This is a genomic window from Pseudomonas sp. Tn43 (assembly GCF_014192635.1).
GTDB lineage: Bacteria > Pseudomonadota > Gammaproteobacteria > Pseudomonadales > Pseudomonadaceae > Aquipseudomonas.
Genome location: NZ_JACHYG010000003.1, coordinates 369,822 through 384,195, shown reverse-complemented (window position 1 = coordinate 384,195; position 14,374 = coordinate 369,822). Strand labels below are relative to the sequence as shown.

The 14,374-nt window shown below is 56.7% G+C and carries 15 protein-coding genes and 1 tRNA gene; 8 read left to right on the top strand and 8 right to left on the bottom strand.

The genetic code is table 11. From position 1 onward, the window contains the following. Positions 1 to 60 precede the first annotated feature (60 nt). Genes FHW68_RS10320 through FHW68_RS10300 form a run of 5 tightly spaced genes read left to right on the top strand, consistent with a single transcriptional unit; the run spans position 61 to position 5,090 of the window. Positions 61 to 1,527 (top strand): cytochrome c oxidase subunit II, encoded by a 1,467-nt coding sequence (locus tag FHW68_RS10320; RefSeq protein WP_095630993.1) that lies wholly within the window; start codon positions 61 to 63, stop codon positions 1,525 to 1,527. 49 nt (positions 1,528 to 1,576) lie between these two features. After that, positions 1,577 to 3,352, top strand: coding sequence for a cytochrome c oxidase subunit I (ctaD, locus tag FHW68_RS10315; RefSeq protein WP_095630998.1), 1,776 nt, complete (start codon positions 1,577 to 1,579; stop codon positions 3,350 to 3,352). Beyond that, positions 3,349 to 4,041, top strand: coding sequence for a cytochrome c oxidase subunit 3 (locus FHW68_RS10310; RefSeq protein ID WP_183680281.1), 693 nt, complete (start codon positions 3,349 to 3,351; stop codon positions 4,039 to 4,041). The genes ctaD and FHW68_RS10310 overlap by 4 nt, the downstream gene beginning before the upstream one ends. A gap of 6 nt (positions 4,042 to 4,047) precedes the next feature. Continuing rightward, the gene (locus FHW68_RS10305) at positions 4,048 to 4,758 is read left to right on the top strand and encodes a heme-copper oxidase subunit III family protein (protein WP_183680279.1); all 711 of its coding nucleotides are present in this window, start codon (positions 4,048 to 4,050) and stop codon (positions 4,756 to 4,758) included. A 14-nt stretch (positions 4,759 to 4,772) separates the two neighbouring features. After that, positions 4,773 to 5,090 carry a cytochrome C oxidase subunit IV family protein gene (locus FHW68_RS10300; RefSeq protein WP_095630990.1) on the top strand — a complete coding sequence of 106 codons (318 nt, stop codon included), beginning with the start codon at positions 4,773 to 4,775 and terminating at the stop codon, positions 5,088 to 5,090. Between the two features lie 31 nt (positions 5,091 to 5,121). Here FHW68_RS10300 and FHW68_RS10295 read toward each other — a convergent pair whose 3' ends face one another. The 5 genes from FHW68_RS10295 to FHW68_RS10275 all read right to left on the bottom strand — a co-directional run bounded on the left by FHW68_RS10295 (position 5,122) and on the right by FHW68_RS10275 (position 8,573). After that, positions 5,122 to 5,682, bottom strand: coding sequence for a hypothetical protein (locus FHW68_RS10295; protein WP_095630989.1), 561 nt, complete (start codon positions 5,680 to 5,682; stop codon positions 5,122 to 5,124). Between the two features lie 503 nt (positions 5,683 to 6,185). Beyond that, positions 6,186 to 6,259: transfer RNA gene (locus FHW68_RS10290), tRNA-Gly, on the bottom strand. Between the two features lie 170 nt (positions 6,260 to 6,429). After that, positions 6,430 to 7,314, bottom strand: a complete 885-nt coding sequence (locus FHW68_RS10285) for an alpha/beta fold hydrolase (protein WP_183680277.1) — start codon at positions 7,312 to 7,314, stop codon at positions 6,430 to 6,432. Positions 7,315 to 7,629: 315 nt separating this feature from the next. Next, positions 7,630 to 8,322 carry a pseudouridine synthase gene (locus FHW68_RS10280; RefSeq protein WP_183680275.1) on the bottom strand — a complete coding sequence of 231 codons (693 nt, stop codon included), beginning with the start codon at positions 8,320 to 8,322 and terminating at the stop codon, positions 7,630 to 7,632. Positions 8,323 to 8,354: 32 nt separating this feature from the next. Further along, positions 8,355 to 8,573 carry a cysteine-rich CWC family protein gene (locus tag FHW68_RS10275; protein ID WP_095630986.1) on the bottom strand — a complete coding sequence of 73 codons (219 nt, stop codon included), beginning with the start codon at positions 8,571 to 8,573 and terminating at the stop codon, positions 8,355 to 8,357. A gap of 191 nt (positions 8,574 to 8,764) precedes the next feature. Between FHW68_RS10275 and FHW68_RS10270 the strand changes: the two genes are divergently transcribed. Then, positions 8,765 to 9,007 carry a hypothetical protein gene (locus tag FHW68_RS10270; RefSeq protein WP_183680273.1) on the top strand — a complete coding sequence of 81 codons (243 nt, stop codon included), beginning with the start codon at positions 8,765 to 8,767 and terminating at the stop codon, positions 9,005 to 9,007. A 214-nt stretch (positions 9,008 to 9,221) separates the two neighbouring features. Beyond that, positions 9,222 to 9,701: a hypothetical protein gene (locus tag FHW68_RS27285; RefSeq protein WP_095630984.1), complete on the top strand. Its 480-nt coding sequence runs from the start codon at positions 9,222 to 9,224 to the stop codon at positions 9,699 to 9,701. Between the two features lie 52 nt (positions 9,702 to 9,753). On the opposite strand, the gene FHW68_RS10260 is transcribed toward FHW68_RS27285, so the two are convergent. Then, positions 9,754 to 10,866: an enoyl-CoA hydratase/isomerase family protein gene (locus FHW68_RS10260; protein WP_095630983.1), complete on the bottom strand. Its 1,113-nt coding sequence runs from the start codon at positions 10,864 to 10,866 to the stop codon at positions 9,754 to 9,756. A 132-nt stretch (positions 10,867 to 10,998) separates the two neighbouring features. Between FHW68_RS10260 and ung the strand changes: the two genes are divergently transcribed. Next, a complete protein-coding gene (gene ung, locus FHW68_RS10255) occupies positions 10,999 to 11,691 on the top strand; it encodes a uracil-DNA glycosylase (protein WP_095630982.1) in 693 nt (230 codons plus the stop codon). Between the two features lie 135 nt (positions 11,692 to 11,826). Here ung and FHW68_RS10250 read toward each other — a convergent pair whose 3' ends face one another. Further along, positions 11,827 to 12,867 carry an AbrB family transcriptional regulator gene (locus tag FHW68_RS10250; protein ID WP_183680269.1) on the bottom strand — a complete coding sequence of 347 codons (1,041 nt, stop codon included), beginning with the start codon at positions 12,865 to 12,867 and terminating at the stop codon, positions 11,827 to 11,829. Next, complete coding sequence (locus FHW68_RS10245; protein ID WP_183680267.1) at positions 12,860 to 14,374, bottom strand: tripartite tricarboxylate transporter permease; 1,515 nt, start codon at positions 14,372 to 14,374, stop codon at positions 12,860 to 12,862. The genes FHW68_RS10250 and FHW68_RS10245 overlap by 8 nt, the downstream gene beginning before the upstream one ends.

Here is a 14,374-nt window from a genome sequence, read left to right as displayed (position 1 = left end):
GGACGTCAGTGGCGATGCGTTTGCATAACCAGTGAACAACAGGAATAGGATGAACAGAAAATGGCAATAGCAATTATCCTGATACTAATCGTTATTGCATCCGTATTGTTCCATCTAATAGCGCCTTGGCAGGCGACCCCGGCAGCTTCCAACTGGGGGTCTATAGATGCCACTCTGTTCATCACCCTGATTATCAGTGGAGTATTTTTCATCGCCATCACGGTCTTTATGGCGGTAGCCGTCATGCGTTATCGTCACAAGGAGGGGGCCAAGGCGCACTATCAACCAGAAAGTAAAAAACTGGAAACATGGTTGATTATCGTGACCTCGATAGGTATTGCCGCGATGTTGGCGCCAGGCCTGATTGTTTACAATGATTTTATCCGAGTGCCGAAAAATGCTTATGAACTTGAAGTGGTCGCCCAACAGTGGCAGTGGGCCTTTCGTTTTCCCGGCCGGGACGGCAAGCTGGGTAAATCGGATATCAAATTTGTTGAATTCACCAATCCCCTTGGCCTGGATCCAAAAGACCCTGTTGGTCAGGACGATGTGCTTATAAAAAACAATGAAGTTCGCCTTCCGCTCGATCAGCCAGTAAAAGTTTTACTGCGCTCTAAAGATGTACTTCATAATTTTTATATCCCGCAAATTCGCAGCAAGATGGACATGGTGCCGGGAATGGTGTCGTACTTTTGGTTTACACCGACTCAAACCGGCAAGTATGAAATTCTGTGTGCTGAGTTTTGTGGTGTCGGACATTACAACATGCGCGGTCAGATGATCGTGGAAGAGCAGGGCGCCTTCGATCAATGGCTGAACAGCCAACCGACTTTTGCGCAGACATTAGCGACAGCGGCCAAACCCAGTCAGGACAGTGTGCTGGAAAAAGGTCGCGCGTTGGTCGAAACATACGGCTGCAGTGCCTGCCATAGCCAGGATGGCAGTACCCGTCTCGGTCCGGGATGGAAGGGGCTGTATGGTCGCACCGAACAGTTTGCCGATGGCACCAGTGCGCTGGTCGATGAGGCCTACCTGAAAGAGTCGATCCTCGATCCGAAGGCCCGACTGGTACAGGGCTACCCGCCAGTCATGGTGGCCTATACTCTCACTGAAGATGAACTGGACGCTATCGTCGCCCTGATCAAATCTCTCGGTGTTGCACAGCAAGGACCTTCTGCCAGCGAAAAGCTGGACAGAGGTGACGACTTGGCGACGCAGGGGCAGCGGCTGGCCGAGTCGCTCGGCTGTCTGGCCTGCCACAGTGTCGATGGCAGCAAGGGGGTCGGCCCCAGCTGGCAAGGCCTGTTTGACGAGACCGAAACCCTTTCCGACGGAACGAGTATCAAGGTCGATGAGGGTTATCTAGAGGAATCGATTCTTGATCCCGGCGCCAGACTGGTCAAAGGCTATGCAGCCGTCATGCCGGCCTATGCTCCGAATGAGAAGGAGTTGAAGGCACTGATCGCTTTTATCAAATCCAAAGCGAATGCCGACGCTGATGCGAGCAAGGCGGAGCCAGGGAAGTAACCGTAAGTCGCCAGGAATGCACCGAAACTTCGAACCGGAGGATGACGTGATGGCCTATGCGGAGCAAGCCGAAACAGAAACACTCCACGAGCCTAAAAGCTTCCTGACCAAATATATCTGGAGTCAGGACCACAAGGTCATCGCCATTCAATATTCCTTGACGGCTATATTCGTGGGCGTTATCGCCGTGGTGTTGTCCGGTTTGATGCGTATACAACTTGGCTTTCCCGGCGCTTTGGAATTCATGGACGCCAGTGCTTACTATCAGGCGATGACCATGCACGGCATGATCATGGTCATTTATTTGCTCACGGCCTTGTTTCTGGGGGGCTTCGGCAACTATCTGATCCCGCTGATGGTGGGCGCCCGCGACATGGTCTTCCCCTATGTCAACATGCTGAGTTACTGGTTCTACCTGCTTGCGGTAGTGATATTGCTCTCCAGTTTCTTTGTCCCCGGCGGTCCCACCGGTTCGGGCTGGACGCTTTATCCGCCACAGTCCATTTCTCAGGGAACACCGGGGGTCGAGTGGGGCATCGTCCTGATGCTCGTCTCGCTGGCTATTTTTATTGTTGCAGCCACCATGGGCGGGCTGAACTACGTCACCACGGTGTTGCAGGCGCGCACGCACGGCATGACCTTATTTCGCATGCCGCTCTCCGTATGGGGAATCTTCATGGCCTCGATCATGGCTTTGCTGGCTTTCCCGGCGTTGTTCGTCAGTGCAGTGATGATGCTGTTCGACAAACTGTTGGGCACCAGCTTCTTTATGCCGTCGATGATCTCGCTGGGGCAGCAGATCGATCACCAGGGTGGCAGCCCGATACTGTTCCAGCACCTGTTCTGGTTCTTCGGTCATCCGGAAGTCTACATCGTGGCTCTTCCTGCGTTTGGTCTGGTCTCCGACTTGATCAGCACGCATGCGCGTAAAAATATCTTCGGCTACCGAATGATGGTGTGGGCCATTATTGCAATTGGCGCACTCAGCTTTGTGGTCTGGGCGCACCATATGTATGTCAGTGGGATGAACCCCTACTTTGGCTTTTTCTTCGCCGTCACCACCTTGATCATCGCGGTGCCGACCGCACTGAAAGTCTATAACTGGGTGCTGACCCTGTGGCGGGGCGACATCCATCTGACCGTACCGATGCTGTTTGCGCTGGCCTTTATCGTCACCTTCCTGGTCGGCGGTCTGACCGGATTGTTTCTCGGCAATGTGATCGTGGATATTCCGCTCTCGGACACTTATTTCGTCGTTGCCCATTTCCATATGGTCATGGGGGTCGCACCGGTATTGGTGGTGTTCGGCGGCATTTATCATTGGTTCCCGAAAGTCACCGGGCGCATGTTGAACGACACCCTGGGCAAGTTGCATTTCTGGATAACCTTTCTGGGTACCTACGCCATCTTCTTCCCCATGCACTACCTGGGTTTTCAGGGTATGCCGCGTCGTTACTACGCCTTTGAAAACTACGCGTTCATCCCGCAGTCGGCGCAAGAGTTGAATGCCTTTATCACAGTAGTCGCATTGACCGTTGGCGTTGCGCAGTTGCTGTTCCTGTTCAACCTGGCCTGGAGTGCATTCAAGGGTAAGCCCGCAGGCAGTAACCCGTGGGGAGCGGCGAGTCTGGAATGGCAAACGCCGAACACACCGCCGATACACGGTAACTGGGGAGCGAAGTTGCCGGTCGTGCATCGGTGGGCCTATGACTACAGTGTGCCGGGGATAGAGCAGGACTTCGTTCCGCAAACGGTCTCCGCCGAGGAGCTGGAGCAGATGCGGCAACAGAGTGCCGAAGCCAGAATAGCGGACGTTAAAACATGAAAAGGCTGCTATTGAGAACCGCCGACGGTGCTGACCCAGGCGGCAGTTGGAACCACGATCCTGACGGTATTCAGGCCGCCGACGCTTCCGCTAGAAGCCATACCGCAAAAGTGGGCCTGCGCTTGTTTCTGGTCGTGGTGAGTTCGTTGTTCTTTCTCTTTCTTTTCGCCTTCATTGCCCGTTCGCAAATGGCTGACTGGCTCCCCCTGACAGACCCCTTGGCACCGTTAGCCGATCTCTGGCAGCTATGGCTGAATTCGGCTTTTCTGGTCTTCAGTTGCATTGCACTGCAGTGGTCGCGTATGGCTGCCCGGCAGGCTCGACTGGGCGCAACGGCCATTGGATTTGCATTGGGGGGCGTATTTGCGATTGCCTTTCTGATAGGGCAACTGTGGGTCTGGCAGCAGTTTGTCGCCTGGGGCTACTTTATCGCCAGCAATCCGGCTAACAGTTTCTTCTACTTGTTGACCGGCCTGCATGGGCTTCATCTGCTGGGCGGGCTGATAGCCTGGAGCATCATCGTCGCTAAATTCCTGCATCGCGTGCCCTTGGCGCAACTCAGCGCCAGCGTAGAGCTCTGTACCCTCTATTGGCATTACTTGTTGGGTCTTTGGTTCGTGCTGTTCGCTTTATTGGCCAGCACGCCGCAAACCTATGAAGCCATCGCCAGATTCTGCGGCCTGAGGTGAAAAGCCATGGCAACGCACCCGCTCACCCCCGGCGAGTCCGATTCATCCAATTCCCCCGTCATGTCGCCACCAGGCTGGCAGGGCATCGTCAGCGACTGGGCCTCGGACAAGGAAGCTTTCAAGCAGGTCCACTGGGGCAAGGCGATGATGTGGATATTCCTGCTCAGCGATACGTTTATCTTTACCTGTTTTTTGACCGGCTACATGTCGGTACGCATGACCATCACCACCGCTTGGCCAAACCCCAGTGAAGTGTTCGCCTTGACGATTGCTGGTAAAGAAATCCCGCTTATTCTGATCGCCATCATGACCTTCGTGCTGATCAGTAGCAGCGGCACCATGGCCATGGCCGTTAATTTCGCCTATCGCCGTAATCGCGCGAAAACAGCTGCCCTGATGCTGGCGACCGCTGCCTTGGGTGTGACTTTCGTCGGCATGCAGGCATTTGAATGGAGCAAGCTCATCGCAGAAGGGGTGCGTCCGTGGGGCAATCCGATGGGGGCGGCGCAATTTGGAGCCAGCTTTTTCATGATTACCGGTTTCCACGGCCTGCATGTGTCAATCGGCGCCCTATACCTCAGCATTGTGGCGATGAAAGTATTGCGAGGGGATTATGAGCGCTCCGGAAACTATCAGAACGTCGAGATAGCCGGGCTCTACTGGCACTTCGTGGATTTGGTGTGGGTGTTTATTTTTGCTTTCTTCTATTTATGGTAGAGGAGCACTTGGTGATGGCACATGCTCAGGGTCAGCAACATCCAATCAGTTTGTATCTTAAGATCTGGGGGCTGTTGTTTGTCCTCAGCACGCTGTCGTATCTCGTCGACTATTTTCACTTTCAGGGTTACCTGCGGTGGTCCCTGATTATCATTTTCATGTTGTTGAAGGCAGGTTTGATTGTCTCCATTTTCATGCACATGGCTTGGGAACGGTTGGCCATGGTCTACGCCATATTGGTGCCACCGTTGAGTTTGCTGGTGCTCGTCGGACTGATGGCCTCCGAAGCAGATTATGTGTTCCTCAGCCGGGTCATTTCCTTCGGCCAATAGGTAGCTTCCGGTTGGCCTTGAATCTTCAGGGCTAACCGGATATCACTCGCTTGAACTGATGCCATTTGTGCTGCCAGGCCACTGTCCAGTGGGGGGCTGCCGTTCCCGTGCCGGCAATCGTCAGCGCTGGATGATGTTCGATGACCCGGTTCAATACCGGTTCCTGATCCGGTTCAACATCCACGAAGAAGATATGTTTTCCCTCTTCTACCATCTGTTTGAAATTGCGGAAGTGAGCATTTGGCACCTGGAAACCAAAAAAGCCGCCTTCCCAGATGCAGAAGCCAAATATGACAATGGCCAGGAAGATAAAAGGTACCCAGCCTGCGGCGGATTCAGTCCAACCCAGCCAATAGGCGCCGCCCAGGACCAGCGCCGCGAGCGGCAAGCCGATCAGCGCACCAATCTCGCCAGAGTGAACAGCGTCCTGTTTCATTAACGAGTTGACCTCGTGGAGGTGATGTTCTTCAACCTCGGCAACTTGTTCACTGAGCACATGAATTTGTTCGGTATTGATGCCGTTGGCTTCCAGTTCATTTTCAACGGCCTCGAGATCATCGAGATTTTCACTGATGTAATAGTGCCGATTCATGCCACACCTCCCATCTCGTGTCGGCTGCAGACCTCCTTTGTCCTGCAGCCTTTAACCGAGATTTGCAGTCGATGTCTGTGCACGTGGGGAACGTTGCACGCTTGATGCAATTCGTAGGAAGTATAGCATTCGCTAGCATGTTGGGGTGGTAGCGTCAAGGCTTGGATGGCGGCATTGGGCTTGTCGTGCGCCGACGAGTTCGGCATTGCAGCGCCACATCCAGGCGTTCTCCTGTCAGCTATTCGTAGAGGAATCCCAAACCCTATGAAAATGTTAACGCTTGATGAAATCTGATAATAAATCCGGGGTTTTCGAAAAAAACGCTAACAGACTTCAGGGTAGTCGCTAATGTCCCGAGTGCACTTACTCATCGATCAGCGGATATTGGGGGACGTCTCAGAGCCCGATTCCACCAAACCCCAGACACAAAAAAACCGGCCATCAAGGCCGGTTTTCTTTACCTGCATCCCCCGTCAAAAACTGACGTGAGACAAAAATTCGATTGGAGCGGGTGAAGGGAATCGAACCCTCGTTATCAGCTTGGGAAGCTGGAGTAATGCCATTATACGACACCCGCTCAGAGCGGCTGACTTTGTACCAGATGTGGGCGTGAAAATGAAGTTTTTCTTTGCACGCGATGGCTTTAACACGGGGAACACGGGGGAAACGAAAGCAGAGACCGCATTGCGGTCATTCGCGGGCAAGCCTCGCTCCTACAGGGCTGGGCTTGCTCGCGATGACTCTGTTTCAGATTGCCAATGCATGGTGGTCCTGGACGTAGCGGTAACGCGGTCGGCTTTCGTGTTGCGCCGGTTTCAAGAAGCCCAGTAGTGCGTTACGGCTGTCTTGGCAGGCAGTTTTGTGTTCCATGTCCAGAAAGTGGCCGGTGGCCTGAAGGGTGGTGAAGGTGCTGTGCTGCACATGGCCGGCGAACAGCCTGGCATCGTCAGCGGCGGTGTACTCATCCCATTCGCCGTTCATGAACAGCACCGGCACATTGATTTTCTTTGCCGTGTTCAGATAGCAGTTGCGATCGCTACTGAGCACGTCGCTGATGTGAAAGTGCATTTGCCCGTATTCATGTTCGGCCAACGAACTGACGTGACGGTGGTTGAAACGCTTGAACAGCGAAGGCAAGTGTTTGCCGATGGTGCTGTTCACCAAATGGCCGACACGATTACCGTCACGGCTGCCGAGGTAATCGACACCGCGCTCAAGGTAGTCGCGCATGTGCCCGTTGATCACCGGCGAGAACGAGCTGATCACAGCCTTCTCGATGCGCCGCGGCCGATGGGCGAGGGCGACGAGCGTGGCGGCGCCACCAAAGGAAAACGACAGCACGTGTTCGGCGGCGAAATGGTCGATCAGCTCCAGGAGGATCTGCCCTTCGATTTCCTTGGTCAGCATTTTTTCATGCAGGTTGTGAGCCTTGGACTTGCCCGCATAGGGCTGGTCGTAGCACACCACATTGAACTGCGGATAAAGGTTTTTCACGGTCTGTGCAAACGACGCAGTCGTGGACATCGATCCGTTGACCAGAATAATGGTCTTCTCTGCGGCGTCTGCGCGATAGAACTCCGTGTAAACCCGATACTGACCTTGTATATCCAGCACAGCGATTTCTGGCCTCATGACATAAGACTCCTGGCAAGCGGGTATGCGCGCAAATCAGATTGCACGAGCTTTGTGACAGGTAGGCATACGCCTGGAATTTTTGAAGGCCCATGTCGATCCATTGCACGCTGGTCGACGGGTATTGTTATAAGCGGGCAGTTTGCCGGGGGAAGGCGGAACCTGAGGTTCTCTACCGGCAAAAAGTTTCTTAGAGTAGTTTTGGTGACTCGTCGGTCACATTTCGCGCCGACGTCCTGATTCAAGCAGGGGTCACGTCATCGCGCAAGTATCTTTCGTGAAATTTTCAGCGGCTTCTGCTGAGCGGTCGCCTGCTTAGATCATTCGGATCTCATCGCTGCTCAGCGGCCGGTATTCGCCGGGCTTCAACGTAGCGTCGAGCACCAGCGACCCCATGCGTTCGCGGTGCAGGCGCAACACCTTGTTGTCGAAGTGGCCGAACATCCGTTTGACCTGATGGTAGCGGCCCTCGACGATGCTCAGGCGCGCGGATTTTGGCCCGAGTACAACCAGTTCGGCCGGTTGTGTGGTGAGGTTTTCGAAGGCGAAATACAGCCCTTTGGCGAAGGTGATCGCGTATTCGGCAGTGATGTCCTGCTCCGTTTCGACATAGTAGACCTTGGGCAGTTTGGTCTGCGGTTGGGTCAGGCGTCGGGACCAGCTGCCATCGTTGGTGATCAGCATCAGGCCGGTGGTGTTGAAGTCCAGGCGACCGGCGATGTGCAAGTCTTCCTTGTCCGGTTCGTCGATCAGGTCGAGCACGGTCGGGTGTTGCGGGTCGCGGGTGGCACTGACGCAGCCGGGTGGTTTGTGCAGCATGAAGTAGCGGGCCGGCTTGCCGACTTGCAGCACTTCGTCGTCGACTTCCACGCGGCTGAACTCGAGTACTTCGGCGTGGGGGTCGCAAACGATAGTGCCGTCGATCCTGACGCGTTTTTCCACCAGCAACAGGCGTATCTGCTTACGGTTGAAGCGGGGCAGATTGCTGAGGAAGCGGTCAACGCGCATGACGAGTGATCGAGGGAAAAGGGGCGCGCATCTTAGGCGATCGGCCAGGCGACTGCTTGCAACTGCATCTCGACCTGAGCGCAGGCCGGGCACAGGCAGGACTTGTCGCGCAACTCGCTGGGCAATGCCTGGAGCACCGCCGGATCGATGCTGACGCCGTAGCACCAGCAGGCACGATCGACGGTTCGCGGGTCAGCCAGGCTGCAATCGTTGGAGGCGCCGCAGGCCGGGCAGAGGTCAGGTTTATTCATGAAGGAACATTCGATTACGGCCGGTTTTGCCTGGCCCGAGACTGCGCATGATCGGCCGGCAAGCAGCCATGCGCAAGCCGGCTGCAGCTGGCCGCTGATCCGAAGGCCGGAACCGTCTGGCACTCGGTACCGGTTTAAAGGTCAAAACGGATGTCAGTCGACTGCTTTTGCAGGTCTTTCAGGAGGCCTCAATGCTCTGTCAAAAAAAGCTCCGCCAAATATTGCTGAGTGCATTTTTTGGTCTGGGCCTGTCCGGTTGTTACTACTATGCCGGTGGCGCCGATATCTATCCGGCCCCCTATTACTATCCCGGCTATTACTACTACTCGCCTTACTACTATGGCGGCCCGCGTTTTTACGGGGGCTATCGTTACTATTATTTCAGTGGTCCCCGTCATCACCATCGCGGCGGACATCATCGCGGGCATCGCTGATCAGCTCACGAATACCACGGCGCGTCCGGCTTCCCGGGCGCGCCGTTTTTCTGGTGGGAAAGATGAAAAACCTTTCATCGGCTACTTGTTTCAACGTGTTGCAGAAGCGCACCAGATTCCGAATTCACTGTCTGATATTTCGACAGTCGCCGAACCATTGACTGTCGCCTGCCAGCGTCGCTGGTATGGCTCACCCGCGGTCCAGGAGGCCGCCATGCTCTGTCAAAAAAAGCTCCGCCAAATTCTGCTGATTGTTTTATCGGGATTGTCTCTTGGTGCATGCGTGCCCTATTCCGATGGAGGGTCGGGCTATTACCGTTCCGAGGTCTACACGTCCCCAGCGCCGTATTATTCCGGTGGCGGGTCTTATTACTCCGACAGCCGTTACTACACCGCACCGCGCAGGTATTACTCACCGCCTGCACGGTATTACCAGCCATCCCCGCGTTATTACCACCAGCCGCGGGTTTATCAACCGGCACCGCGCTATTACCAGCCGGCACCGCGCGCAGACTACCGGGTCTATCAGAATCGTGGATGGGACCGTCATGACCGCAGGGGCTGGGATGGCCGTCACCGCAGCGGTCGGGGTGATGGCTATCGAGGCCACAGCAGGTCAGATCATCGTGGCGATAGAGGCCATAGAAGCGATCACCGTGGTGGCGATCACGATGGCCGAGGCCATCGCTGGTAAACATCCAATAAAAAAGCGGCGCATGAAGCGCCGCTTTTTTTGTGCCTGAATTTTAGTATTCCGATAAATCCGCCAGAGGATGCCGTCCTTCCCAGACCTTATGGAAATGCGCCTCCACCGCCGCCTCCGGCACAGTATTGATGTCTGGCCAGTGCCAGTGAGGTTTCTGGTCCTTGTCGATCAACCGCGCCCGCACACCTTCGCTGAACTCCGGATGACGGCAGCAATTGAGGCTCATGGTGTATTCCATCTGAAAGACTTGAGCCAACGATAGATGCCGGGCGCGAACGATCTGTTCCCACACCAGATGAGCGGTCAAGGGTGAGCCTTCAGCCATGGTTCTGGCGGCACGACCGAGCAGCGGGTCGGCATGATCGCGCAGCGCACAAATGGCCTTCCAGGCGCAACGAACGTCGCTGACATCCAATAGTTCGTCGATCAGCTCGCGTCGAGGCAGCCACTGCGCTTGGGGCAGTTGTGTGATCGCTTCCTGCTGCAAGGCCTTGAGCAAGCTGTTGAGCTGCATGGCTGTCTGTTCCTGCCAGTTCAATTGCAGCAAACCTTCGAGCAGCTCATGTTGTTGATCATCGCGCAGAAAGCGATCGGCGAGGTCCAGATCGATCGCATCGCGACCGTTCAGCTGGGCACCGGTCAGGCCGAGAAATAATCCGAGCTTGCCAGGCAACCGCGACAGAAACCAACTGGCGCCGACGTCCGGGTACAGGCCGATGCTGATTTCCGGCATCGCCAACCGGCTGCTCGGCGTGACGATTCGAATGCTCGCCCCTTGCAACAACCCCATGCCACCGCCCAACACATAACCATGACCCCAGCAGATCAGCGGTTTCGGGTAGGTGTGCAGGTTGAAGTCGAGGCGATATTCTGCCGCAAAGAAATGTGCGGCCAAAGGCGGCACTTCGCCGGGATGGGCGCGACATGCTTCCACCAGGCTGCGTACTTCGCCGCCGGCGCAAAAAGCCTTGGCGCCATTGCCGCGCAGCAGTACGCAAACGATCTGGGGCTCCTTGGCCCAGGCGTCCAGTTGATCGCGCAGGGCGTTGATCATCGGCAAGGAGAGGGCATTGAGGGATTTTTCGGCATCCAGGCTGGCGATGCCGATGCGTGCGCCGTCGGTGCCGGTGAGTTCTTCGAAGTGCAGATTCATCGTGACCTCGATCGGTAAATTGAGCGTTTAGTATGATCGCTCTAGAGGAAAGTGCCGGATGTGTATCGGATCAATTGACAAGGGAGACAGGGTTTCCTAGGGTTCGCCCCATTGTTTTTGCCGGATGTAACCATGACTGCTGACGACCGTATCAAACTCGAACCGAGCTGGAAGGAGGCTCTGCGTGCCGAATTCGACCAGCCTTACATGGCAGAGTTGCGCACATTCCTGCAACAGGAGCGCGCGGCGGGCAAAGAGATCTATCCACCCGGACCAATGATTTTCAACGCGCTCAATTCCACGCCGCTGGACAAGGTCAAAGTGGTCATCCTCGGACAGGACCCTTATCACGGCCCGGGTCAGGCCCACGGGTTGTGCTTCTCGGTGCAACCTGGCGTGCCGGCACCGCCATCGTTGGTGAATATCTATAAAGAATTGAAGCGCGACCTGAACATCGACATCCCCAACCATGGCTATCTGCAGAGTTGGGCAGAGCAGGGCGTGTTGATGCTCAACACCACCATGACCGTGGAGCGCGCCAATGCCAACGCCCATGCGGGCAAGGGCTGGCAGCATTTTACCGACCGGATTATTGAAGTGGTCAGCGAGCATCAGCCACATTTGGTGTTCCTGCTGTGGGGCGCACATGCCCAGAGCAAGCAGAAACTCATCGACGCCACCAAACACCTGGTGCTGACCTCGGTCCACCCTTCGCCGTTATCCGCCTATCGCGGCTTCCTTGGTTGTGGGCACTTCAGCCGGGCGAACAAGTTTCTGGAGCAGAACGGCGAGACGCCGATCGAGTGGCGATTGCCGTCGGTCTAAAAAGTTTCGCGGGCATTTGTGGCGAGGGGGCTTGCCCCCGTTGGGTCGCGCAGCGGCCCTAAAAACACCGAATTCTCAGATTTTGCGACTGCTTCGCAGCCGAACGGGGGCAAGCCCCCTCGCCACAGGGCTCTATCAGGGAGAGTCCGGCTCCCGGTTCCAATACCGAAACAATGGCTCCGCCAGAAACAGTACAAATAACAACCGCATCACCTGCATCGCCGTCACCAACGGCACCGACAATTGCAAGGTCTCCGCCGTCAGGCTCATTTCGGCGATCCCGCCGGGCATCATGCCCAAGGTCAGCGAACGCAGATCCAGATGGGTCAGCGCGCTCAACCCCAATGCCGCCAGGGTCGCGATCAACATGGTCAACACTGTGCCAAGCAAGGTTCGGCCCATGAACGACGGTGCCCGCCGGAAGAACTGCCGATTGAAGTGACATCCCAGCCCGCTGCCGATCAGCCACTGGCCGATCTGACTGCCGCCGTTGGGCAGACCGATGTGCAAGTCCCAGCCAATGCTCACCGTAGCACTCACCAGCAACGGTCCGAACAGCCAGGGATTGGGCTGGCGCAGCCGCTCCCAGATCCAGGCGGCAAGGGCGCCCGCCGGGAACAGAATGGCCAGCCAGCGCCAGTCGACGCTGCCGGCATGGGCGATCGGCGCACCATCGCCCATCAAATACTTGAAGGCCGCCGGCACACACAACACCACCACCAACACCCGCAAACTCTGCCCAGCCGCAACACGGCTGAGTACTGCACCATTGCGAGCGCCAAGGTTGACCATCTCCCCGGAGCCGCCGGGCATGCTGGAAAAGAATGCAGTGGCGCGATCTTCCCCGGTACGCCGCATCAACCAGACCCCGACCACGGCGGACAGGCTGGTGACCAACGCACCGAAGAAGATCAGACCAAAGTGGCTCAGCACCTGCTCCATCACCACCGGAGTGAAGTGCAGGCCGATGCCGATGCCGACAACCCATTGGCCGCATTTGCGCCCGCCCGGGATTTCCGCCAATTGCCAGGGCGTCAGGCAACGCACCAGGATAATTGCCAGCAACGAGCCGACCATCCACGGCAGTGGCCAGCCGATCTGACTGGCGAGGTAGCCGCCCAGCAGACCGACCAGCGGTGTTCCCCACCAGCTTTTGAGCGGGGAGCGATCAGACATCGGCGATAGCGTGCCGGGCAACCACACGTTTGCGCCAGATCCGCAGCAGCGGCATCAGCAGCATGATTGCAGTCAACACCCAGCAACCGAATGTGATCGGGCTCGACCAGAGGATTTCCAGCGCACCATTGGAAATCGACAGGGCGCGACGCAGGTTTTGTTCCATCAGGCCACCGAGGATGAAGCCCAGCAGCACGGGCGACAACGGGAAGTCTAGCTTGCGCAGGATGTAGCCGAAGATGCCGATGCCGATCATCAGGAACAAGTCGAACGTTGTCGCATGCACCGCATATACACCGATCCCGGTGATGATCGCGATCACCGGCACCAGCGCCCAGTTAGGCACAGCGAGGATGCGGGTAAAGATGCGGATCATCGGAATGTTGAGGATCACCAGCATCACGTTGGCGATGAACAACGACGCGATCAGGCCCCAGACGATGTCCGGTTGCTGCTGGAACAACAGCGGGCCAGGGGTGATGTTGTATAGCGATAGTGCGCCGATCATCACCGCCGTCGTACCCGAACCCGGAACGCCGAGGGTCAGCATCGGCACCAGAGCACCGCAGGCGGCGCCACCAATGGCGGTTTCCGGCGCCGCGAGGCCGCGCATGTCACCTTGTCCGAACGTGCCTTTGGCGCCGGCGATACGTTTCTCCGTCATGTAGGCCACAGCGCTGGCCAATGTCGCGCCGGCACCCGGCAATACGCCCATGATGAAGCCCAGCAAACCGCAACGGATGTTTACCAGGAACACCGCCGAAGCTTCCTTGAAGTTGAACATCATGCGCCCGGTGGCTTTCACCGCTTCCTGGCCGCGGTGGGTTTTTTCCAGCAGCAGGAGGATTTCGCTGATGGAGAACAGGCCCAATACCAGCACGACAAACTGAATACCGTCCGTCAGGTGAATATTGTCCCCGGTGAAACGGTATACGCCGCTGTTGGCGTCGATCCCGACGCAGGACAGAAACAGACCGATCAGCGCCGCAATGAAGGTCTTGAGTGGTCGGTCGCCGGCCATGCCGCCGAGACAGACAATCGCAAACACCATCAGCACGAAATACTCCGCCGGCCCAAAGGCAATCGCCCATTTCGCCAGCAGCGGGGCAAACAGCACCATGCCGCAGGTCGCGATGAGCGCGCCGATGAACGAACTCCACGCCGACAGCGACAGCGCTACACCGGCCAGGCCTTTGCGGGCCATCGGGTAACCGTCGAGGGTGGTCATTACGGTGGAGGCTTCGCCCGGAATATTCAGCAGGATCGAGCTGATCCGGCCGCCGTATTCGCAACCCAGGTACACTGCCGCCAGCAGGATCAACGCCGACTCCGGTGGCAGACCGAGGGCGAATGCGATTGGAATCAGCAACGCCACGCCATTGATCGGCCCCAATCCGGGCAACAGCCCGACGACGGTGCCGATCAGGGTGCCGCACAGCGCGGTCACCAGGTTGTACGGGCTCAGCGCGACGCCGAAGCCCTGACCCAAATAGCCAAGAGTATCCAT